The 23,376-nt window shown below is 57.5% G+C and carries 19 protein-coding genes; 4 read left to right on the forward strand and 15 right to left on the reverse strand.

The window, feature by feature from the left end; translation table 11 throughout:
• Positions 1–262 precede the first annotated feature (262 nt).
• The 13 genes from NAC44_RS00095 to chvE (NAC44_RS00155) all read right to left on the reverse strand — a co-directional run bounded on the left by NAC44_RS00095 (position 263) and on the right by chvE (NAC44_RS00155) (position 16,392).
• On the reverse strand, positions 263–2,797 hold the full coding sequence (locus NAC44_RS00095) for a methyl-accepting chemotaxis protein (RefSeq protein WP_250936667.1): 2,535 nt from the start codon (positions 2,795–2,797) through the stop codon (positions 263–265).
• Between the two features lie 298 nt (positions 2,798–3,095).
• On the reverse strand, positions 3,096–4,376 hold the full coding sequence (locus NAC44_RS00100) for a CynX/NimT family MFS transporter (protein ID WP_250936668.1): 1,281 nt from the start codon (positions 4,374–4,376) through the stop codon (positions 3,096–3,098).
• Positions 4,352–5,050 carry a FadR/GntR family transcriptional regulator gene (locus NAC44_RS00105; RefSeq protein ID WP_250936669.1) on the reverse strand — a complete coding sequence of 233 codons (699 nt, stop codon included), beginning with the start codon at positions 5,048–5,050 and terminating at the stop codon, positions 4,352–4,354. The genes NAC44_RS00100 and NAC44_RS00105 overlap by 25 nt, the downstream gene beginning before the upstream one ends.
• A 139-nt stretch (positions 5,051–5,189) precedes the next feature.
• Positions 5,190–5,834: a 2-dehydro-3-deoxy-6-phosphogalactonate aldolase gene (locus NAC44_RS00110; protein WP_250936670.1), complete on the reverse strand. Its 645-nt coding sequence runs from the start codon at positions 5,832–5,834 to the stop codon at positions 5,190–5,192.
• 20 nt (positions 5,835–5,854) lie between these two features.
• Positions 5,855–6,796, reverse strand: coding sequence for a 2-dehydro-3-deoxygalactonokinase (locus NAC44_RS00115; RefSeq protein WP_250936671.1), 942 nt, complete (start codon positions 6,794–6,796; stop codon positions 5,855–5,857).
• A gap of 13 nt (positions 6,797–6,809) precedes the next feature.
• A complete protein-coding gene (locus NAC44_RS00120; protein ID WP_250936672.1) occupies positions 6,810–8,324 on the reverse strand; it encodes an aldehyde dehydrogenase (NADP(+)) in 1,515 nt (504 codons plus the stop codon).
• Positions 8,325–8,455: 131 nt separating this feature from the next.
• Entirely contained in the window at positions 8,456–9,406 is a 951-nt protein-coding gene (locus NAC44_RS00125; RefSeq protein ID WP_250936673.1) for a Gfo/Idh/MocA family protein, read from the reverse strand.
• Between the two features lie 115 nt (positions 9,407–9,521).
• Positions 9,522–11,267: an L-arabinonate dehydratase gene (araD, locus tag NAC44_RS00130; RefSeq protein ID WP_250936674.1), complete on the reverse strand. Its 1,746-nt coding sequence runs from the start codon at positions 11,265–11,267 to the stop codon at positions 9,522–9,524.
• 43 nt (positions 11,268–11,310) lie between these two features.
• Complete coding sequence (araD1, locus tag NAC44_RS00135) at positions 11,311–12,276, reverse strand: AraD1 family protein (RefSeq protein WP_250936676.1); 966 nt, start codon at positions 12,274–12,276, stop codon at positions 11,311–11,313.
• A gap of 126 nt (positions 12,277–12,402) precedes the next feature.
• Positions 12,403–13,602 carry a multiple monosaccharide ABC transporter permease gene (mmsB, locus tag NAC44_RS00140; RefSeq protein ID WP_250936678.1) on the reverse strand — a complete coding sequence of 400 codons (1,200 nt, stop codon included), beginning with the start codon at positions 13,600–13,602 and terminating at the stop codon, positions 12,403–12,405.
• Positions 13,599–15,137, reverse strand: a complete 1,539-nt coding sequence (gene mmsA / locus NAC44_RS00145; protein ID WP_250936684.1) for a multiple monosaccharide ABC transporter ATP-binding protein — start codon at positions 15,135–15,137, stop codon at positions 13,599–13,601. The genes mmsB and mmsA overlap by 4 nt, the downstream gene beginning before the upstream one ends.
• 4 nt (positions 15,138–15,141) lie before the next feature.
• Positions 15,142–15,309, reverse strand: a complete 168-nt coding sequence (locus tag NAC44_RS00150) for a hypothetical protein (protein WP_250936685.1) — start codon at positions 15,307–15,309, stop codon at positions 15,142–15,144.
• Between the two features lie 18 nt (positions 15,310–15,327).
• Positions 15,328–16,392, reverse strand: a complete 1,065-nt coding sequence (gene chvE, locus NAC44_RS00155) for a multiple monosaccharide ABC transporter substrate-binding protein (protein WP_250936686.1) — start codon at positions 16,390–16,392, stop codon at positions 15,328–15,330.
• Positions 16,393–16,645: 253 nt separating this feature from the next.
• On the opposite strand from chvE (NAC44_RS00155), the gene NAC44_RS00160 reads away from it, so the two are divergent.
• Positions 16,646–16,786: a hypothetical protein gene (locus NAC44_RS00160; RefSeq protein ID WP_250936687.1), complete on the forward strand. Its 141-nt coding sequence runs from the start codon at positions 16,646–16,648 to the stop codon at positions 16,784–16,786.
• A 163-nt stretch (positions 16,787–16,949) separates the two neighbouring features.
• On the opposite strand, the gene chvE (NAC44_RS00165) is transcribed toward NAC44_RS00160, so the two are convergent.
• The gene (chvE, locus tag NAC44_RS00165; protein ID WP_250936688.1) at positions 16,950–18,014 is read right to left on the reverse strand and encodes a multiple monosaccharide ABC transporter substrate-binding protein; all 1,065 of its coding nucleotides are present in this window, start codon (positions 18,012–18,014) and stop codon (positions 16,950–16,952) included.
• A gap of 279 nt (positions 18,015–18,293) precedes the next feature.
• On the opposite strand from chvE (NAC44_RS00165), the gene NAC44_RS00170 reads away from it, so the two are divergent.
• From NAC44_RS00170 to NAC44_RS00180, 3 genes are all read left to right on the forward strand, one after another.
• Complete coding sequence (locus tag NAC44_RS00170) at positions 18,294–19,226, forward strand: LysR family transcriptional regulator (protein ID WP_250936690.1); 933 nt, start codon at positions 18,294–18,296, stop codon at positions 19,224–19,226.
• A 380-nt stretch (positions 19,227–19,606) separates the two neighbouring features.
• Positions 19,607–21,214: a Re/Si-specific NAD(P)(+) transhydrogenase subunit alpha gene (locus NAC44_RS00175; RefSeq protein WP_250936691.1), complete on the forward strand. Its 1,608-nt coding sequence runs from the start codon at positions 19,607–19,609 to the stop codon at positions 21,212–21,214.
• Positions 21,215–21,230: 16 nt separating this feature from the next.
• A complete protein-coding gene (locus NAC44_RS00180; RefSeq protein ID WP_250936693.1) occupies positions 21,231–22,664 on the forward strand; it encodes an NAD(P)(+) transhydrogenase (Re/Si-specific) subunit beta in 1,434 nt (477 codons plus the stop codon).
• 86 nt (positions 22,665–22,750) lie between these two features.
• Here NAC44_RS00180 and NAC44_RS00185 read toward each other — a convergent pair whose 3' ends face one another.
• The gene (locus NAC44_RS00185) at positions 22,751–23,368 is read right to left on the reverse strand and encodes a hypothetical protein (protein ID WP_250936695.1); all 618 of its coding nucleotides are present in this window, start codon (positions 23,366–23,368) and stop codon (positions 22,751–22,753) included.
• Between the last annotated feature and the right edge of the window lie 8 nt (positions 23,369–23,376).

The following is a 23,376-nucleotide window of genomic DNA, read 5'->3' on the forward strand; positions in this document are numbered from 1 at the left end:
AGACCCGACTTCGGATGAGTTGGGGTCTCCGGTAAAACCGGTCGAGTCACTGAGACGCAGGTTACCTCTCATCGTTCTGAAAGAAACCTGGGGTTTTACCGAAGAGATTGAATGGGATATCCATTCGATTTAGAGCATCGTGCCGAAAATCGGGGCAGGCATGATGCTCTAAAATTTTGTTTCAGCATCGGGCTTTTTCGAAAACCGATTCCTGCTTTTCGGCCGATGCTCTCGGTGAAGAGCTGATTGCGGAGCCGGTCAATCAAGCGGCCCTGTGGGGTCTCATCTGGCTGGTGGCAGCGGTATCGAGTTTGAACTGGTTGACCAACCCCATCAGAGCATCGGTTTCCTCGGCCAACTGCCGGGTTGCCGCATTGGTTTCTTCGACCATGGCGGCGTTGCGCTGGGTCATCTGATCCATGCCATTCACGGCGGTGTTGACCTCAGCGAGCGCCGTTGCCTGATCGCGGCTGGCAACGGCGATGGCTTCAACGCGTTCGGAAACGGTGACGATCTTGCGTGAGATCTCCGAGAGAACCTGCCCCGTGCGCTGAACCAGTTCAGCGCCTGTTGCCACTTCGTTGCTGGAGGTTGTGATCAGGCCCTTGATGTCCTTGGCGGCGTTTGCGGAGCGCTGAGCAAGCTCGCGGACTTCCTGAGCGACGACGGCAAAGCCCTTGCCGGCATCACCTGCACGGGCGGCCTCGACACCGGCATTGAGCGCCAGAAGATTGGTCTGGAAGGCAATCTCGTCGATAACACCGATGATATTGCCGATCTGGCTGGCGGCCTGTTCGATCCGGCCCATGGCGTCGATGGCGCTGGCGACGACCTTGGAAGAGGCGTCGGCGGCAGCCTTGGTGTCGGCAACAATGGCGTTGGCGTCGTTTGCCTGGCTGGCGGAAGATTTGACGGTGACGGAAATCTGCTCGACAGCGGCGGCAGTTTCCTCCAGTGAAGCGGCCTGCTGCTCTGTGCGCTTGGCCAACTCATCGGCTGCCGCACTCATTTCGCCGGCATTGTTGCTGATGCTGAGGCTGTTTGACCTAATCAGTTGCATTGTATGCTGCAAGCGGGTGAGCGAGGCGTTGAAATCATTGCGCAACTGTTCCAGACGGCCATGGAAAGGGGTGTCGATGGTGGCAGAGATATCGCCCTCGGCCAGCCGTCCAAGGCCTGCGGCCAGTTCGTTGACGGCAAATTCGATCTGCCGTTCGACAGCCTGTTTTTCCTGATCGTTGCGCAGCCGCTCTGCTTCTGCGGCAGCGCGATCGGCTTCACTGCGCTTTTCGATCTCGATCTTGGAGAGCGCGTTCTGCTTGAAAACGCCAAGCGCACGCGCCATGTCGCCAATCTCGTCGATCCGTGCCTCGCCATCGATGGTGGTATCCAGCCTGCCTTCAGAGAGCTTGCGCATGGCTGCGGTGATCCTGCCGATCGGTCCCTTGAAGGTCAAAACCAGTCCGATGCCGGCAAAAATCGACACGAACAGACCAAGCAGCGTCGCGCCCAGGGAAATGGAGTTGGCATCACGCCGCTCAACCGTCGCGCTGACTTTTTGGGTTTCGGCAAAGGCGGTCAGCTGCTTCCAGATGCGGTCAAGATCGGTTGCGGCTGCGGCAAAATCGGCGTTGCGCTGTTTTGTCACCTCGATCAGGGACAGGCCGGTCTTTTGCAAGCCGTCCGGTATCGGTACCATTTTCTCATAAAGGGGCAGGATGGTCTGATCTTTGCCGGCACTGCTTTTCAGCGCGCTCAAACGCACCTTGATCGTCTGCAGATCATAGCCGAGCTGTTTGAGGCTTCCGGCATCGGGAGCCTGCATGAAGCGCACTGCATTGACCTGTACGCCATAGGCTGTCGCAATCAGATTGTTGCCGTTGAAGAGCAGCTTCCTTGCCTGTTCGACCGGCTTGTCGAGTGCATTGAACCGCGTCATTGCATCTTTTTGCGCCTGGGTGGCAACCCGATCGAGGGTGGTCGACAGCGTGGCCAGCTCCTGCATGCTGCTGGCGATGGCGGTTGCCGTTTCTGCCGTCATATCACCATTTTGCACCTGTGGCTTCAGTTCCGTGACAATCGCGTCCAAAGCACGGGAAACGCGTTTGACGGCAGCCGGAAGCACGGCAGCGAGATCGGACTGGCGCGCCTCGATCACGGGCATGGAGTCCTTGACGAACTGGATCTTTTCCCGCGGCGTTGTCAGCGCGGCAAAGCGGCGCGGAATATCACCGAGATCGGCATTGGCTGCAGCGATGGTGCTGGCTTTTTCCAGAGCCTGTTTTGCTGCCCATTCGTCGTCATTGATTTTCCGGTTCATGGCCGTCATGGCCGTGTTGAGAGAAAAGCGTGCGCTCACCATGGTGGAGATCATGGTGTTCATGTCCTTGCGCAGCGTGACTTCCTTCTGGTTCAGAGCCCATAGGCTATCGATGCGATCCAGCACGATATTGACGTCATTTCTGGTCTTTTCCAGCTGGTCTCGGCCATCGGACGTGTTGGTGAGGCGGGACAGCGTGCTGGACAGGATGGACTGCTGATCCTTCAGCTTCTCGGTCACGGCATCGCGGGTTTGCGGCGTGGTGTTCTGCAAAAAGCTGTTCATCGCGGCAGACACATCGCGAAAACCGCTCAGGGATTGCATGACATCGTTGGATATGTCCATGCGTCCCTGCAACAGACCGGTGGCATAAAGCCCGGTAAAGCCGACAGCGCTGATGATCAGCACGAAAGGTACGATGAAAATCAGAACCTTGGTCTGAATGGTAAAACGGGAAAGAATGCGATCTATGAACATGGCGCTGATCCCTTTATGGCGCGTCCCCGTAATGCGCCCGTAATCTTGAGGATTACGTTCTTGCTATATATTTAGGAAAGCCTAAGCAGCGCCTCTTAAGATTGGCTTAAATATCTGCTTCAAGATTGTGCAATCTGCCCCTCCTGTACCCAATTTTCCCGTTTTTTAACAATTCCCAGTCTTCACAGGAAAAGTGTGAAACGGTTTGGCCTCCACAAATGGGTTAACACAAAATCCCAGAGCGTTTGAGCGGGCCTTGAAACATGAAATTGTTTGCGCGAAGGCAATAACCTATGCCTCAGACGCTACGCTCTTGCCGGGTGATGATCGTCGCTGTCACATGAAGGTTTCTGCCTGCGCGCCAGCCGTTCCAGGCGGCACCAAGCCCGATGGCCAGAAACAGAAAGGCGGTTTCGTGGAAACTGCCGGTCATGGCGCGGATCGAACCGACGAGAAGCGGCCCGCCGGCAGCAAGAGAATAACCGACAAATTGCGCCATGCCGGAGAGATGGGCGGCGATTTGCGGCGTGCCGGAGCGCAGCACGATCATGGTCATGGCCAGCGCGATCAGGCTGCCCTGACCGATGCCCTGCAACACGGCCCAGAGCCAGACGGTGGAAAGTGGCGCAAAGAGAAAACCAATGAGGGCGACAACGGCAATGGTGACGGCGCCAGCATTGACAAGGCTCTGGTTTTTGCCGCGCACGGCCAGTTGCGGAGCAAGAATGCAGGCAAAGCCCTGGATCATGACCGAGACGGAGACGATATTGCCTGCCGTCACCGCATCGAGGCCACGTTCGCGCAGAATGGGCGCGAGCCAGCCAAAAACGCAATAGGCGAGCGCGGATTGCAGGCCGGTGAACAATGTGACGTTCCAGGCCAGCGGATCGCGCCACAGGCCGCGGATTTTCACGTTGGACGGCGTATGGGCGGCATGGCGGGAGAGGCTTTGCGGCAGCCAGAGCAGAAAGACAAGTCCGGCGGGCAGAGCCCAGAGGCCGAGCCCCATCTCGATTGAGCCGGTCATAGCCTTGATCGGCTGGGTGAGACCGGCGGCAGCCGCAGCGCCACCGCAAAGCGCCATGGTGTAGAGACCGGTCATCAGGGCAGCGTTGCCAGAAAAATCCCGCTTCACCAGCCCAGGCAGCAGCACATTGCCGATGGCGATACAGGCACCTGCCATGGCCGTGCCGAAATAGAGCAAGCTCACCACGCCAAAGCCGCGCAGACCAATGCCGAGGCCGAGAAGAAGCAGCACGACCAGCAGGGTTTTTTCCGCGCCGTAACGATCGGCAAGCTTGGGTGCCAGCGGGGAAAACAGCCCAAGGCAAAGCACGGGGAGCGTGGTGAGCAGGGTGGCGTCCACCGGTGACAGGGCAAAGGCGGTGCGGATTTCCGGCAGCAGGGTTGAGGCACTGGAAAACAGCGGCCTGAGATTGAAGGCGATCAGCACCATGCTCACGCCGAGGATCACACGGGAAAGAGACGAGCGGCCCTGCCGTTCCGGCACAACCGTCTCGACCTCCGCATCAATCAACAGTTCATCGGCAAGGGTCAGGCTGGTGTCGGCGCGTTGCATGGGAGAACCTCCTGAAGATGCCGGAGAACCGGGCGCATGAACTGGCGAACCGCCGCATCGGCGCGCTCGGGATTGCCGCTGGCGATGGCTTCGACAATGGCGCGGTGGGCGGCCATATCCGGTTCCGGCAGCAGGCCGCCGGTGGTGGCGGCGATGGTTTGCGTGATGGAATCGGTAAAGAAATCATAGAGATCGAGCAGGGCGCGGTTTTGTCCTGCGGCGATGACGGCGCGATGAAAAGCAAGGTCACGGGCAATGAAGGCAGCCCTGTCCGGGTCGTCGGCGGCTTCGCCACGCTGATCAAGCAGTGCATGAAGCTGGCGCGCCGTCTCCGGCTTCACCCGTGCTGCCGCAAGCCTTGCCCCTTCCACCTCCAGCGCCAGTCTCGCCTCAACACGGTCCAGAAGGCTGGCATGAAGGGCTGCATCCAGCACAGCCGCTTTCGGCTTCAGCGACAGGACATAGGTGCCCGATCCCTGCCGCGTTTCCAGAAGGCTTTCAGCAACCAGCACCCGCACGGCCTCACGCACGGTGCCGCGGCTGACCTGCAGCATCTGGCTCAAGGCTTGTTCATTCGGCAGCTTCTCGCCCACAGACCAGCGCCCTTCGGCAAGGGCGTCACGGATCTGTTCGGCGGCGGTGTCCGCCAGATTGGTGCGGTGAAGTGGTTGCATGATAAAATCATAAAGTCATCTGATGATTTGATCAAGAGCAAAATTCACAACAAAAAAGCCGCCGTCGAAAGAGGGCGGCTCTTGTGCGAGCATTGTTCAGGTCACGGCAAGGAGTGAATGCTTGTCCTGATTGGCCCGCTCAGGCCTTGAAGGCTTCAACTGCGGCATCATAGGCCGTAACGAGCGTGCGGGCGCGGGCTGCAACCGCATCCACCTTGTCACCGGGCTTATAGAGGCTGGTGCCGATGCCGAAGGTGCGGGCTCCGGCCTTGAGATAGTCGCCGAAATTCTTCTCGCCGACCCCGCCGACAGCGCCGAGCGGAATATGTGGCGGCAGAATGGCTTTGATCGCGCTGATGCCGCTTGGCCCCAGCACGCTGGCCGGAAAAAATTTGATGGCAGACGCTCCGGCCTTGATCGCGGCCAGTGCTTCGGTCGGAGTAAAGGCGCCGGGCATGGACACCATGCCGAGCCGCACGGCCTGACCGATGACGGCGGTATCGGTATTGGGCGTGACCAGCAGATTGCCGCCGACATTATAAAGCTGTTCGACTTCGCCGGGCTCCAGCACCGTGCCGGCGCCGATCAGCACCCGTTCCGGTGCGCGTTTGCGCGCCTTTTCGATGGAAAGGAAAGCTTCCGGTGAATTGAGCGGCACTTCAATGGCTTCAAAACCTGCCTCAAGCAGTACATCGACCACGCTTTCGATATCGGCAGGGGTGATGCCGCGCAGGATGGCAACCAGTTCGCGATGGAGTTTCGGCCAGGTGACGGGAGTGGTCATGATGCTTGTCCTTCAGATGATCAGATCAGGGCCTTGGCGGCGGCAAACAATCCGGTGCGCACCAAGGCGCTGCCGTCAAGCGGTTCCGCCTTGGCTCCAACCTGTGTCAGTGCACGCAGATAAAGCCCGGCAAGCGCCGGTGACGCGACAATATGCACCGTTTTCCCGCCTTCGAAAAAGTTTCGCATCCCGGCAAGCTCGGCCCCGATCAGCAGGCCGGAGAGACGGCTTGCCGCCTCATGCGGCGCAGGGCTTGACAAAAGCGTGGCGGCGCGGATGGAAAACAGGCCGGTGGCCAAGGAAAAACCGGGGAGAAAGGCTTCTGTCACCGCTGCCTCGAAGGCGGCGATATGGGTCTCGGCCTTTTCATCGGCCGGGATCGACAGCCGCAGGATCGATTGTTTGGCGATGAGATCGAAGAGTTCTCCGGTCATGGCGGTGCGGAAGCGCTGTACCTTGCCGTCTTCCAGATCGACCCATTTGCAATGGGTGCCGGGCATGCAGATGATGCCGGTAGCAAGACCTCCGGCAACCACGCCGGCGATCTGGGTTTCTTCGCCGCGCATCACGTCGAAGGGGCCGGTCGTCTTCTGGCATAGACCGGGCAGAATATGGACGGGGCGGGCATGATCCGGCGATACGGCCTGTTCATAGAGCCTGTCGACGGCGCTCGGCGTTTCGGCATAGGGGGCCTCACGCCAGCCGCCGCGTGCGCCCGCCATGCCCGCAACGATCACGGGTAGGCTTTTCGGCGCAGCGAGGCTGTCGAGATGGCTTTCAAGAACAGTGGCAAAGCGGTTGTCACGGGAACAGACCGCCATGCCGTCGCCAGACTGGGCTTCGTCAAGCACGGTTCCCTTTTCATCCACCAGCCAGATCCTGAGATTGCTCGTCCCCCAATCCGCCAGGGCGGCAAAAGGAGGGGTGGCAAAGGCAACGACTCCAGTCTCAACGGCGCTCATGCGGTTGGCTTTCTCAACGAAGATCTGCGGGCAGCAGGGCCACCGGAATATTCTGATAGCTCACGGGGCGCAGGAAGCGTCGGATCGCCATGGTGCCAACGGATGTCGCGCCGAAATTGGTGGTGGCCGGGTAAGGCCCGCCATGCACCATGGCGTCGCAGACCTCGACCCCGGTCGGAAAGCCATTGGCCAAGAGACGGCCAGCCTTGCGCTCGATGACCGGCAAAAGCCGTCCGGCCAGCGGCTGGTCGGCCTCATCCATATGCAGCGTCATCGTCAGCTGACCAGCAAAGCTTTCGGCCAGCTTGACCATCTCGTCTTCATCTTTCACCGTGACCAGAATGCCGAGCGGGCCGAAGACTTCTTCGCCCAGCACGTGGTTGGCCAGCCAGTTTTCACCGGTGGTGGCGAAAAGATAGGGGGTGGCGTTGCGCAGATCGCAGGTCGTGGTCAAGACGGACTGGACGCCAGCCGTTGCTTCGATACGGGATGCGCCTTCGCGATAGGCATTGGCGATGCCGTCGGTCAGCATGGTCTGGGCATTGACGGCCGCAAGGGCAGTTTTTGCCGTCTCAAGAAAGGCATCGGCTTCCACACCTTGCTTGATGATGGCAATGCCGGGATTGGTGCAGAACTGACCGGCTCCCATGGTGAGCGAACCGGCCCAGCCTTTGGCAATGGCCTCGCCGCGCGCGGCAATCGCGGCAGGCAGGAGGAACATCGGATTGACCGAACCCAGCTCACCGAAGAAGGGAATGGGTTCGTCACGGCGAACGCAGAGATCGAAAAGCGCACGACCACCGCGCAACGAGCCGGTAAAGCCGACGGCTCGGGTCAGTTTATGCAGGCAGAGCGCCTCGCCGGTTTCGCGATTGCCGCCCTGCACCAGCGAAAAGACGCCGGGATGAACGCCAACGCGCCGGATCGCCGCTTCGATTGCCTGGGCGACGATTTCCGATGTGCCGGGATGGGCTTCGTGACCCTTGACCACCACCGGGCACCCGGCGGCCAGAGCCGATGCCGTATCGCCACCGGCGGTGGAGAAGGCCAGCGGAAAATTCGAGGCACCGAAAACGCCGACCGGGCCGATCGGACGCTGCACCAGGCGAATATCCGGGCGGGGCAGCGGCTGGCGGTCAGGCAGGGCCTCGTCATGGCGGCGGTCGAGATAATCGCCCTTCAAAATGTGGGCGGCAAACAGTCTGAGCTGGCCGGTGGTACGGCCGCGTTCTCCCTGCAAGCGTGCTTCCGGCAGGCCGGTTTCGCTCACGCCGATGGCCGTGATCTCTGCCCCGCGCGCTTCGATTTCATCGGCAATCGCTTCAAGAAATTTTGCCCGTTCTTCACGCGAAGAATAGCCATAGGTCTTGAAAGCCTCTTCGGCCGCGGTCATGGCGCGGTCGATCAGAGCGGCAGAACCTTTGAAATAGGTGCGGCTTTCTCCGGTGGCGGGTGAGGAGGTGAAGGTTTCGCTGCCATCGACCCATTCGCCGGCGATCAGATGTTTTCCGGTAAGGTTCAGCGTCATCCTGCTATCCTTTCAAAATCTTCAATGATGGCCCGCCCTGAGTGGAGCAGGCGCGCGAGAGAGAGCGGTCCGAAATGCGTCGTACGGGCGTTTAGCAAACGCGCAGCGCTATAATGTGATCGGACCCGGTTTTATTCGACAAAGGCCTCGACAATGTGACGCTCGCCCGAGAGGAAGGCATCGGCCACCAGCCGCAACGGCTGAAAATCGGCGTCGCTTCGACGTTCGCGGATCAGACCGGCAAAGCGGTCATAGATGCGGGCATATTCCCGGTCCGGACCTTCGACCGTCAGACTGTCATCGATATAGAGTTCAGCGCCGCCCTTTGCCAGTCGCAAACGGCCTTCTTTGGTCTCAACGACAATGTCCCAGGTCTGCGGGCCTTCCTGACGCCAGTCGAATTCGGCGGCAATCGGTGCGCCACCTGCGGTTTTCATGGCAAGGCTTGCGGCGATCGGCTGCTGGCGGTTTTCGGGGAAGAAGAGTTTCGCCCGCTCCACAATGGTCTGGCCGGGAATGATGGCGGTGAGGATGGAGAGCGCATTGATGCCGGGATCGAACACCCCGAAACCACCGGCTTCCCAGATCCAGGCCTGGCCGGGATGCCAGCGGCGCACATCTTCCTTCCAGGTGATCTCGACCTTTTCAATAGTCTTGCCTGCCAGCCATTGCCGGGCCGGCTCGACGCCATTGGCAAACCGCGAATGCCAGGTGGCAAACAACACCACACCAGCCTTGTCCGCCAGTTCCTTCAGCGCTTCGGCTTCGCCGATGGTGGCGGCGGGGGGTTTTTCCATCAAGACGTCAAAGCCGTGGGCAATTGCCTTTTTCGCCATATCAAAGCGCACATCGGGCGGGGTGCACAGCGCAATCGCCTTGATTTCGTCCGTCTTGCCGTTTTGACGGGCATCGAGAAAGGCATCGTAACTTGAAAAATTTTCGGCCCCGTCGATCACCGCATTGCGGCTGATGGCGACGGTGATGGCGAAATCGCTGCCGTTTTCGCAGGAGGGAATATGCTGGTCACGGGCGATCTTGCCGACGCCTGCCAGCGCAAGCGCGATACGGTTGGATGTGGTCATGGTCTCGTCCTGCCAAAGGCTGAATGTGTGTGTCTGAACATGATCCGTGAAGCTGTTTTGAGGGCTTGCGGATATGTTGGAGAGGACGCGCCCTTCGGCGCGTCCTCAAAGAGGGTTAGTGTGCATCCTTGCCCACGGGTGCGCCGCGGCAGCCCTTGAGGAAGTCGAAATCGGCGCCGGTGTCGGCTCCCTCGACATGATCGTGGAACAGCTTGGCATAGCCGCTTTCCGGCGCCTCGACAGACGGACGCCATTCAGCAAGACGATGCTGCAATTCCTCATCCGAAATATCGAGATGCACCTTGCGGGCATCGACATCGATCTCGATGAAATCGCCGTCACGGACGATGGCGAGCGGGCCGCCGCGTGCCGCTTCCGGCGATGTGTGCAAGAGCACGGTGCCGTAAGCGGTGCCGGACATGCGGGCATCGGAAATCCGCACCATATCGGTGATGCCCTTGCGCAGTACCTTGGGCGGCAGGCCCATATTGCCGACCTCGGCCATGCCCGGATAGCCGCGCGGGCCACAGTTTTTCAGTACCATGACGCAGGTCTCGTCGATGTCGAGATTTTCGTCGTTGATCTTGGCCTTGTAATCGTCAATGTCCTCGAATACCACGGCGCGACCGCGATGCTTCATCAGATGTTCGGAGGCTGCCGAAGGCTTCAGCACGCAGCCTTTCGGGGCAAGATTGCCGCGCAGCACGACGATGCCGCCATGCTGGGTCAGCGCCTTTTCAACCGGCAGGATGACATCCTCGTTCCAGTTGCGCACATCCTTGACCTCATCCCAGATGCTTTGACCAGACACGGTCAGCGCATCCTTATGCAGTTTGCCTGCTTCGCCGAGGCGCTTGATCACCACCGGCAGACCGCCCGCATAGAAGAATTCTTCCATCAGATATTTGCCCGAGGGCATCAGGTTGACGATGGTCGGAATGTCGCGGCCAAGGCGATCCCAGTCATCGAGCGTCAGATCAATGCCGCAACGGCCTGCCATGGCCAGCAGATGCACGACGGCATTGGTCGAGCCGCCGATGGCGCCGTTGACGCGGATGGCGTTCTCGAAAGCGTCCTTGGTCATGATATCGGACGGCTTCAGATCGTCCTTGACCATCTGCACGATCCGGCGACCGGAGAGTTGCGCCATGACGCGGCGACGGCTGTCGACGGCGGGAATGGCGGCATTGCCGGAAAGGGCCATGCCGAGTGCTTCGACCATCGAGGCCATGGTGGAGGCGGTGCCCATGGTGTTACAGGTGCCGGTAGAGCGCGACATCGAGGCTTCGGCCTCCAGGAATTCCTCCTGCGTCATCTCTCCCGCCTTGACGGCCTCGGAAAATTTCCACAGATGCGTGCCGGAGCCGACACGCTCGCCGCGGAAATAGCCGTTCAGCATCGGCCCGCCCGTGACGACGATGGAAGGCAGGTCGGTCGAAGCGGCGGCCATGACCAGCGACGGTGTGGTCTTGTCACAGCCGACGAGCAGTACAGCGCCGTCGATCGGCTGGCCGCGCATGGCTTCCTCGACGGCCAGCGCCGCAAGGTTGCGATACATCATCGCCGTCGGACGGAAGGTGTTTTCCGAGGCCGAGAATACCGGCACTTCTACCGGAAAACCGCCGGCTTCCCAGACGCCTGCCTTCACTTTTTCGGCCAGTTCACGCAGATGGCCGTTGCAGGGCGTTAGATCCGACCATGTGTTGAGAATACCGATCACCGGGCGCCCGTCGAACAGGTCATGCGGATAGCCCTGATTTTTCAGCCAGCCGCGATGATAGATCGTGTCGCGAGAATTGCCGCCGTACCACGCTTGCGACCGGAGTGTGCGGGGCCAGGGCTTTGGAGTAAAACCACTCATGGCATTTCCATCCTGTTACTGTCTCGGGCTTATGCCCTGATGATCAAAGTGTTTTTATGGTGACGGCCTTGGCCGCGTCCGTTTTCAGCGGATTGGCGAGCGGCAGGCCGAAATCGGGAGTTGCGATTTCAAACACATCGCCTTCTTCCGTCTTGAAGCCATCGGCAAAGGAGAGCGTCGCCGTGCCGAACATATGGGCATGCAGATCGCCCGGCTGGCAGAAGAGGCTGTATTTGAAATGATGATATTCGAGATTGGCGATGGTGTGGGACATGTTGTCCTCGCCGGACAGGAAGGGTTTTTCCCAGACGGTCTTGCCAGCCCGCAGAACCTTCGACGTACCGACGATGTTTCTCGGAAGATCGCCGATCAGAAGCTCGGGGCCGAAGGAGGCCGGACGCAGCTTGGAATGGGCGAGGTAGAGATAGTTGATCTTTTCCGTCACATGATCGGAAAATTCGTTGGCAAGGCAGAAGCCGACGCGCACCGGCTGGCCTTGGTTATCGATAACATAAAAGCCAGCGATTTCCGGCTCTTCGCCGCCGTCGAGGGCAAAGGAGGGCGAGACGAGTGCTTCGCCGGGCGCAATAGCGTTGACGCCTGTGCCCTTGTAGAACCATTCCGGTTGTACGCCGGTTTCTCCCGCTTTCGGTTTGCCGCCTTCGATCCCCATGCGGAACATTTTCATGGAATCGCTCATGCCGGCAGTGTCGGCATGCATGCTGTCACGCGCCGAGGCAGAACCGGTATGAGTGAGCCCCGTGCCGGTCAAAAACATATGGGCCGGATCGGGATGGCGCATCGGACAATCGAGCTTGCCGTCGGCGGCAAGGGCTGCAAGCTCCACAGTCTCGCCGAAGCCCTGAGCCTCGATAAAGGATGCGAGCGTTTGACCGGCAGCGATGGCAGCCAAAGCCAGATCGTAGCTCGTGGAAAAACCCGAAATGAGGCGCGAGATTTCACCCTGCCGGTAGACGACGCCACCAGCTTTCAATTGCGACAGATACATGGTTGCGTTCCTTTGTGTGTCCGGTTGGGTGATCCGCGTCACATTGCGTCGGATGCACCAGCCGGTTTCACGTTCGATCGTTCAAACCCCCGGAGGCCGAAGCGCTCCGGGGTCTTTGTTTCACTCTCAGGCAGCCTTGTTCTTGTTGTAAACGTCGAAGAACACGGCAGCGAGCAAAACCAGGCCCTTGACCATCTGCTGGAAGTCGATGCCCAGCCCGATGATCGACATGCCGTTGTTCATGACACCCATGATGAAGGCGCCGATGACCGCACCGGTGATCTTGCCGACGCCGCCGGAGGCCGAGGCACCGCCGATGAAGCAGGCTGCGATCACGTCCAGCTCAAAACCGTTACCGGCTTTCGGCGTGGCAGAATTGAGGCGGGCGGCGACGATCATACCGGCAAGACCGGCAAGCATGCCCATATTGACGAAGGTCAGGAAGATCAGTCGTTCAGTATTGATGCCGGAGAGCTTTGTGGCTTTTTCATTACCGCCGAGCGCGTAGATGCGTCGACCGATGGTCGTGCGCCGGGTGATGAAGGAATAGGCGATGATCAGCACCAGCATCACGATCAGCACGTTTGGCATGCCGCGATAGGTGGACAGAAGGTAGCCGAGCAGCAGGATGGCGCCGGCAACGATCAGATTCTGCACCAGGAAAAAGCTGAAGGGCTCGACATCGATGCCATGCTCGACATTGACGTTACGGCGACGCCAGGCGAGCACGAAGAGCGCGACTGCACCGAGCACCGTCAGAATGAGCGATGTGCCGTGCAATGCGCCAAAATCGATCACATCGGGTACGAAGCCAGTGCTGATCAGCTGGAATTCATTCGGGAAGGGGCCGATATTGCGTCCGCCGAGGACGAAGAGCGTGAGGCCACGGAAGACCAGCATGCCCGCGAGCGTGACGATGAAGGACGGGATGCGGTGATAGGCGATCCAGTATCCCTGTGCCGCTCCGATAATGCCGCCGGCGACCAGACACAGCAAAAAGGAGGGTATGAAGCCAAGATGCCAGTTGACGGTGAAAACGGCTGCCAGGGCCCCGACAAAGCCGACAATGGAGCCGACCGAGAGGTCGATGTGACCGGCCACGATGACCAGCAACATGCCGAGCGCCATGACGACGATGAAGGAGTTCTGCAGAACAAGATTGGTCAGGTTGACCGGCTTGAACAGAATGCCACCAGTGTAGAACTGGAAGAAGACCATGATTACAACAAGCGCAATCAACATGCCGTATTCGCGGATATTGTTGCGAATATAGGAGCCGATCGACACCACGTTGCTTTCGTTGGAGGATGTGTTGGCGGAGCTCATGAATTCTTCTCCCCTGAGCGCATGATGGCGCGCATGATGCTTTCCTGGCTTGCTTCCCCTTTCGGCAGTTCGGCGACGATGCGGCCCTCATTCATCACGTAGATGCGGTCGCAGGTGCCGAGCAGTTCCGGCATTTCCGATGATATCATCAGAACGCCTTTTCCGTCGGCGGCAAGCTGATTGATGATGCTGTAGATTTCATATTTGGCGCCCACATCGATGCCGCGTGTCGGCTCGTCGAGGATCAGAATTTTCGGATCGGAAAACAACCATTTCGACAGCACCACCTTTTGCTGGTTGCCACCGGACAGGTTGACGGTCTCTTGATAAATCCCGTGTGAGCGAATGCGCAGACGCGACCGGTAATCGGTTGCGACCTTGATTTCCTTGATGTCGTCAATGACCGCAGTGCTGGACACGCCCGGCAGATTGGCCAGCGTGGTGTTGTGCATGATGTTGTCTGCCAGGATCAGACCGAGATGCTTGCGGTCTTCCGTCACATAGGCAAGACCGGCATCGATCGCTTTGCGGACGGTGCTGACATCCACGGGCTTGCCTTCAATCAACGCTTCACCGCTGATCCTGTGGCCATAGGACTTGCCGAACAGGCTCATGGCAAATTCGGTACGGCCTGCGCCCATCAGCCCGGCAATGCCGACAACTTCGCCACGCTTCACATGAATGTTGATGTCGTGCAGGACCTGACGATCACGGTTCTGGTGGTGATAGGCGTTCCAGCCCTTCACCTCGAGAATGGTTTCTCTGATCGGTACATCACGCGGTGGATAGCGATCGTCAAGGTCGCGGCCCACCATATTGCGGATGATCACATCCTCACTCACCTCTTCTTCATGACAGTTCAGCGTCTTGACCGTCATCCCGTCGCGCAGCACGGTGATCTGGTCGGCCACCTTGCGCACCTCGTTGAGTTTATGGGTGATGATGATCGAGGTGAGACCCTGTTGACGAAATTCCATCAGCAGATTGAGAAGTGCTTCAGAATCGTTTTCATTCAGTGAGGCCGTCGGCTCGTCGAGAATGAGCAGCTTCACGCTTTTCGACAACGCCTTGGCGATCTCTGTCAATTGCTGCTTGCCGACGCCCATGTCGGAGACAAGTGTGCTCGGCTGCTCCTTCAGACCAACCTTCGCCAGCAGTTCTTTCGTTCTGTTATAGGTCTTTTCCCAGCTGATGACGCCGTTTGCGGCAATTTCATTGCCGAGGAAGATGTTTTCGGCAATCGAGAGTTGAGGCACGAGCGCCAACTCCTGATGGATGATGATGATGCCGATTTCTTCACTGTCCTTGATGACCTTGAAGTTGCGCACTTCACCATCATAGACGATGTCGCCATCATAGGTGCCTGCCGGATAAACCCCGGACAGAACCTTCATCAGCGTTGATTTTCCCGCGCCGTTTTCACCCACCAGCGCATGGATTTCACCACGGCGAACCTTGAGGTTCACATCCGACAGCGCTTTCACGCCGGGGAACGTCTTGGTGATATTCCGCATTTCGAGGATGGTGTCGTTCATTGTGTCAGTCCTGCGCCACGCCATTGTCGCCGAAAACCGGCTCTTCTGCCGCAACGATAGGCGGCTGCCGCTTCGGCCACGATTTCCCCTGATTGCGTCTGGCCCGGCCACATTTCTGGTCCGGTCGCGCAAGGGCGGGCAGATTGAAAGGAAAAGCCGGGACCTTTTTCAAGGTCCCGGCGAAGAACGATTACTTCAGCTGGTCAGCCTTGTAATAGCCACTGTCTACCAGAACCTTCTGGACATTGTCCTTGGTCACAAGAACCGGGTTCAGCAGGTAGGACGGAACAACCTTGACGCCGTTGTTATAGGTCTTGGTGTCGTTGACTTCCGGCGTCTTGCCTTCCATCAGGGCATTGACCATTCCGACCGTGACCTTGGCCAGTTCGCGCGTGTCCTTGAATATGGTCGAATACTGCTCGCCGGCAAGGATCGACTTGACCGAAGGAATTTCCGCGTCCTGACCGGAGATGATCGGCATCGGCATGTCCTTGGTGCCGTAGCCGACGCCCTTCAGCGAGGAGATGATGCCGATCGACAGGCCATCATAGGGAGAGAGGACGGCATTGACCTTGGCATCGGTGTAATAGGCCGACAAGAGGTTGTCCATGCGGGCCTGGGCCGTCGCCGGATCCCAGCGCAACGTGCCGACCTTGTCCATGCCCATCTGGCCGGAACGGACAATGAGCTTCTTGCTGTCGATATAAGGCTTCAGCACCGACATCGCGCCATTGTAGAAGAAGTAGGCGTTGTTGTCGTCCGGCGAGCCGCCGAAAAGCTCGATGTTGAACGGACCCTTGCCGTCTTTAAGGCCAAGCTTGTCGACAATGCTGTCAGCCTGCAGCACGCCGACCTTGAAGTTGTCGAAGGTGGCGTAATAATCGACAAACGGGCTGTTCCGGATGAGGCGGTCATAGGAGATGACCTTGATGCCAGCGTCATGCGCCTGCTTCAATACGTCGGAGAGCGTTGTGCCGTCGATGGCAGCGATGACCAGAACCTTGTCACCCTTGGTCACCATGTTCTCGATCTGCGAGAGCTGGTTTGGAATGTCATCATCGCCATATTGCAGGTCGGTGTCATAACCGGCAGCCTGGAGCTGCTTGACGATGTTGTTGCCGTCATCGATCCAGCGGGCCGAGGACTTGGTCGGCATGGCAATGCCGACAGTGCCCTTGTCGGCTGCAAAAGCCGGGCTGGACATAACGACTGCGCCCAGTGCGATGGACGCAAAAAGACTGACTATTTTCTTCACGAGGAACCTCCCTTGGTTTCCATCATTCACTCCCACTGCATGATTTCACTGAAGCCGCACGGTTTCAGATCTCATGCAAGGCGGCCCCAGCTCCTTCTGTTCGCCGCGAGAGGATAAGGCGGTATGCCACAGGCACCACCACACCATCCATGCTTCACTCTTATAGACCATCATATATCATTCAAATGATTTATTTTTCAATCTTCATATCATTTTTGATATGAAGATGCGTGGAGAGGGTCTGCGGACGCGCGTGAATACAATCGATTTAAAAATTATCCAGCGTATTCAAAGTGCCACGCATCGCAGCAAGATTATCGTGATGGGATGCGCGCTGGAAAATAAACCGAAACAGATCGGGCCTGTCTGCGGGCAGCTCCTGCATCATTCCTGAAATCGGGTGAGATTGAAGGTGAACATGATGCAGCAGATGAAAAGCGTTACAGCGACTTTTGTGCGCCATGTTTGGCGCACGGCGCTGTAAAAACAAAGCACCGGATCGACGGGGGATAACCCGTGTCGATCCGGTGCTTTGGTATTGCGAATGAAGAGGAGACTTACTTCAGCTGGTCAGCCTTGTAATAGCCGCTGTCCACCAGAACCTTGATGGCATTTTTCTTGGTCACGAGCACCGGTGTCAGCAGGTAGGACGGAACAACCTTGACGCCGTTGTTGTAGGTCTTGGTGTCGTTGACTTCCGGCGTCTTGCCTTCCATCAGGGCATTGACCATGTTGACCGTGACCTTGGCCAGTTCGCGCGTGTCCTTGAAGATGGTCGAATATTGATCGCCGGCAAGAATGGCCTTGACGCCAGGAATGGTGGCGTCCTGACCGGTGATGACCGGCATCGGCATGTCCTTGGTGCCGTAGCCGACGCCCTTCAGCGAGGAGATGATGCCGATTGCCAGGTCGTCATTCGGAGACAGGACGGCATTGAGCTTGGCGTCGGTGTAATAGGCCGACAAGAGGTTGTCCATGCGGGCCTGAGCCGTCGCCGGATCCCAGCGCAGCGTGCCGATCTTGTCCATGCCCATCTGGCCGGAACGGATGACGAGCTTCTTGCTGTCGATATAAGGCTTCAGCACCGACATCGCGCCATTATAGAAGAAGTAGGCGTTGTTGTCGTCCGGCGAGCCGCCAAACAGCTCGATGTTGAACGGGCCCTTACCGTCTTTAAGACCAAGCTTATCGACAATGCTGTCAGCCTGCAGCACGCCGACCTTGTAATTATCGAAGGTTGCGTAATAGTCCACATTGGCGCTGTCACGGATAAGGCGGTCATAGGAGATGACCTTGATGCCGGCGTCATGCGCCTGTTTCAGCGCATCGGAGAGCGTCGTGCCGTCGATCGGGGCAATCACCAGAACCTTGACGCCCTTGGTCACCATGTTCTCGATCTGCGAGAGCTGGTTAGGGATATCGTCCTCGCCATATTGCAGGTCGGTGTCATAACCGGCAGCCTTGAGCTGCTTGACGATGTTGTTGCCGTCATCGATCCAGCGGGCCGAAGACTTGGTCGGCATGGCAATGCCGACAGTGCCCTTGTCGGCCGCGAAAGCCGGGCTGGACACAATGGCCGCGCCCAGCGCGATGGACGCAAAAAGACTGACTATTTTCTTCACGAGGAACCTCCCTGGTGTATCGATCCAAACGAAGGCGACAGCCGCGTTTGGAAAGACCGATGCATAAATAAAAGGACAGTGCGCATTTGCGTGAACGCGGTGAATGGGTCAGCGCACTGGATCAACAATGGGGACCTGGCTCCGTCTCCCCTGGTCCCATTGATAGCAGCCTGTCGAATTGTGGTATCGGCAACCTGACGGTGAACAGTTTTAGCGACCTTGAAATATCATTCAAATGATTTAATGGAAAAACTGCATGTCAAATGCGATATGTGGATTATGGCGAACACACATCTCAATCGTATCCAGCCGAAACATTTCGCACTTATCCGTGCGATTTTTGAATTCGGGCAGCTTGGTCTGGCAGCCAACAGCCTGTCCATGACCCAGCCTGCCGCCTCGCGCATGCTTGCCGATATTGAGCGCATGGTTGGTGTGCCGGTGTTTCAGCGTACCCCGAAGGGCATGGAGCCAACCGAGATCGGCGCGGCCATGGCAAAGCGGGCCGAAATCGTCATGGAAGAGATCGAGGAAGCCATGCGTGAGGTGGATGCAATCCGCCGCGGCGCGTCTGGAACAGTACGGGTGGGGGCGGTGACGGGCGGTGCGCTCGGCTATCTGGTGCCGGCGATACGAACACTCAAGACGGAGGCGCGCAATGCTGATATTCATGTTGATGTCGCACCAAGCGGGCCGCTGATTTCCAATCTTCTGGCCGGTCAGTTCGATTTCATCCTCGGGCGCATTCCCGTCGGCGTCGATGCACGCCAGTTCACGCTCCGGCTGGCACGAACCGAAGAGATGGATCTTCTCGTCCATCATACCCATCCGCTGGCCCATGCCTCGCGGCTTGACATGGCGGATCTAAGGCATTTTCCCTGGGCAATGCAGGGGCCGGGGTCGCCCTTGCGTCAGGCGGTGGAAAACGCCTTCATCGAGGCCGACACACCGTTGCCGACGGATGTGGTCAACACGACCTCGCTGCTGGTGATGATCGGCATGATTGCCACCTCCAACGCGATTGCACCGTTTTCCCGCGAAGTGGCCGATCTTTTATGCCGTCAGGCGGCTGTTTCCGGTCTGGTGCGCCTCGATATCGCCCAGTCGATCATCGTGCTTCCATACCACATGATCAGTCTGAAAAACCGGCAGATGTCGACCCTGGCGGTTCGATTGCAGGATCTCGTCATGCGGGAATTTTCCGCGCGCTGAGTGCACGGGACAGGACTTTGGCAAAAGCCTCCGGCATCTGTACTGAAAATGCCGATAACGGCTTGTTTTTCCGGACGTGCCTCCCTTTAATGGTGGGGGAGTTTGCTTTTGCTGCAAGGCAATGCCTGGGGCATGTTTCGTTTTGTAGGGGATTATAGAAACGAAAAAATGTTCTCTAACAAAGGCTTGATGGGATTTTGGATTTTTGAGAAAACTCCAAAATGTTCCAGATCAAGGCGAGGGGATGTTGCCTGATGGATAAGAGGTTATCCGGAATTTCTCCGTGATGCTGTCTTGTGTGCAAAATGCAAAACTGATGCCGATGAACGGTATCGTGTCGGAGACATTATGAGCTGAGCGGACGACAGCCGTCAGATCTCATGGTGATAGAGGGTCAGGAGGTTGCTTTGACTTTAAAAATTGGCTCACCAAAGGAATTATATGCCGGTGAAGCCCGCGTGGCGATGACGCCGGACAGCGCGGGAGCTTTGCAGAAACTGGGTTATGCCTGCCTGATCGAAACCGGTGCCGGCAAGGCGGCTGGCTTTTCCGACGAGGCCTACGCAAAAGCCGGTGTTTCGGTTGTCAGCAGTGCCGAGGCGCTTTATGCCGAAGCCGACATCATTGCCAAGGTTCGCCCGCCGGAAGACGTTGAAGTCGCGCGGCTCGGCCAGGGTAAGACGCTGATTTCCTTCTTCTATCCGGCGCAGAACAAGGAGCTTCTGGAGGCTGCGAAGGACAAGGGCGCAAACGTCATTGCCATGGACATGGTGCCGCGCATTTCGCGTGCGCAGAAGATGGATGCGCTTTCCTCCATGGCCAATATCGCCGGCTATCGCGCCGTCATTGAGGCCGGTAACAATTTTGGCCGCTTCTTCACCGGTCAGGTGACAGCGGCGGGCAAGATCCCCCCCGCCAAGGTGCTGGTGGTTGGGGCCGGTGTTGCCGGTCTTGCTGCTGTCGGCACCAGTGTCTCGCTCGGCGCGATCACCTATGCCTTCGACGTGCGCCCGGAAGTGGCCGAACAGATCGAAAGCATGGGGGCGGAATTCGTCTTCCTCGATTTCAAGGGCGAGCAGCAGGATGGCGCCGCCACCGGCGGCTATGCCGCGCCGTCCTCGCCGGAATTTCGGGAAGCGCAACTGAAGAAATTCCGCGAGCTTGCGCCTGAGATCGACATCGTCATTACCACGGCGCTGATCCCGGGCCGCGATGCGCCGAAGCTTTGGCTTGCCGACATGGTTGCGGCGATGAAGCCCGGTTCGGTGATCGTCGATCTTGCCGCAGAGCGTGGCGGCAATTGCGATCTGACGGTGGCCGACCAGCGCGTCGTTTCCGACAATGGCGTGATCGTCATCGGCTATACGGATTTTCCAAGCCGCATGGCGGCGCAGTCCTCGACGCTCTATTCCACCAATATCCGCCACATGATGACGGATCTGACACCGGGCAAGGATGGCAAGCTCGTCCATAATATGGAAGACGACGTCATTCGCGGCGCAACCGTGACCTATGAGGGTGAGATCACTTATCCCCCGCCGCCGCCGAAGATCAAGGCGATTGCTGCCGCCAAGCCGAAGGAAAAGGCCAAGGAGCCGACACCGGAAGAGAAGCGGGCGAAGGAACTGGCGGATTTCAAGGCCCAGACGAAGAGCCAGGTGACATTGCTTGCCATCGGCACGCTGCTGATGCTGATTGTCGGGGCCTATGCACCGGCAAGCTTCATGAGCCATTTTATTGTCTTCGTCTTGGCGTGCTTCGTCGGTTTCCAGGTCATCTGGGGTGTCAGCCATGCGCTGCATACACCGCTGATGGCGGTCACCAACGCCATTTCCGGCATCATCATTCTCGGCGCGCTCTTGCATACCGGCTCGGACAATTGGGTCGTTCTGCTTCTGGCGGCGCTGTCGGTGCTGATTGCGACGATCAATATTGTCGGCGGTTTCCTCGTGACGCGGCGCATGCTCGCCATGTTCCAGAAGTCCTGACGGGGAGGGGATATTCATGTCTATCGGTATCGTTTCGGCAGCCTATGTCGCTGCCGCCATTCTCTTCATCCTCTCGCTCGGCGGTCTGTCCGGCCAGGAAAGCGCAAAACGCGCCGTCTGGTATGGCATGGTCGGCATGGCGCTGGCCGTGGTTGCGACGATTTTCGGCCCCGGCGTCGGTCACTGGTTCCTCATTCTGGTCATGCTGGCGGTTGGTGCGCTGATCGGCTATTTCGTCGCCAACCGGGTGCAGATGACGGAAATGCCGCAGCTTGTTGCAGCATTGCACAGCTTCGTCGGCCTTGCTGCCGTGTTCATCGGCTATAATGCCCATATCGAAGAGGCCTCCGTCGCCCATCTCGATGAAGCGGGCAAGGCCGCGCTGACCGGATTTGCCGCACTTCTGGCGCAAAAACTTCCGGCAGAACTGGCGATCATGAAGGTCGAGGTGTTTCTCGGTGTCTTCATCGGGGCCGTCACTTTCACCGGCTCGGTCATCGCCTTCGGCAAACTTGCCGGCAAGGTGGATGGCAAGGCGAAGAAACTGCCGGGCGGCCATGTCTGGAACGCCAGCGCTGCTGCCCTGTCGCTGATCCTGCTGATCGTCTATTTCAACACCGGTGGGCTCTGGGCGCTCATCCTGATGACGCTTCTGGCCTTCTTCATCGGCTATCACCTGATCATGGGCATCGGCGGCGCCGACATGCCGGTGGTGGTGTCGATGCTGAACTCCTATTCCGGCTGGGCAGCGGCGGCCATCGGCTTCACGCTCGGGAACGATCTGCTTATCGTCACCGGCGCGCTGGTCGGCTCTTCCGGCGCGATCCTCTCCTATATCATGTGCAAGGCGATGAACCGCTCCTTCGTGTCGGTCATCCTCGGCGGCTTCGGTACGACCACGGGACCGGCCATGGAAATTACAGGCGAACAGGTGGCTATCGATGCCGAAGGTGTGGCCAATGCGCTGAACGAAGCCGACAGCGTGATCATCGTACCGGGCTATGGCATGGCGGTGGCGCAGGCCCAGCAGGCGGTGTCAGAACTGACGCGTAAACTGCGCGCCGCCGGCAAAAACGTCCGCTTCGCCATCCATCCGGTGGCAGGCCGTCTGCCGGGCCACATGAACGTGCTGCTCGCCGAAGCCAAGGTGCCCTATGACGTCGTGATGGAAATGGATGAGATCAACGACGATTTCCCGCAAACCGACGTCGTCATCGTCATCGGCTCCAACGACATCGTCAATCCGGCGGCAGAAGAAGACCCCAACAGCCCGATCGCCGGCATGCCGGTGCTCGAGGTCTGGAAAGCCAAGCAGGTCTTCGTCTCCAAACGCGGCCAGGGCACCGGCTATTCCGGCATCGAAAACCCGCTATTCTATAAGGAGAATACGCGGATGTTCTATGGCGACGCGAAGAAGTCGATCAATGATCTGTTGCCGCTGATCAAGTAGGATCTTGTGGATTTAAGAGATGGAAAGTCGGGTGGAGACGCCCGGCTTTTTTTATTATCAATTTTTGTCTTTATTGTATTTATATTTTAATCGCGTAGCTCTGTGTAATATTTAAATAAAGAAAATATAATTTTCTTTTTTGATTTGAACATAAAAAGACTGGGTATAATCTTATTATTTTTATTTTTAATAAATCTTGGTATTGTGATATCAATTCGCCAAGGGTGAAATTTTACGTTATGTTTTTTTATGTATATCTCCATAACGTCTGCTTTTTTCCATCTTCCTATTTTTGTGAATTTAATTGTTATTTTATCCCATGCGATTTTTTCATTTGAAATTCGATAGTCGGCAAATCCGAATTCGTCTATTATTAAAAATGGTGTCTTTCGAATGAAATCTACATATATGTTTGATATTGAATAGATGATTGCTGCTATTGGGGTGATGGCAATGATTATGAATTTGAAAAATAAAACAGGATTTATGTTTTTAATATCGATTTCATTTTTATGAATTGCTCTATATAATAAATATATTGAAATAAATAAAACTATTGATAATATAAATTGTAATATACCTAATATTTTTTGATTTTTGGTATGTTCTAGAGTGAATGGTAATGATATATTTATTTTCTCTTTTATTCCATATTCGTATTTTACGGGTTCATAGATAGAGATTGAATTTGAATTTTCCCCCATGTGTTCCA

The sequence above is a fragment of the Allorhizobium sonneratiae genome (assembly GCF_023700755.1).
In the GTDB taxonomy this organism is placed as follows: Bacteria; Pseudomonadota; Alphaproteobacteria; order Rhizobiales; family Rhizobiaceae; genus Allorhizobium; species Allorhizobium sonneratiae.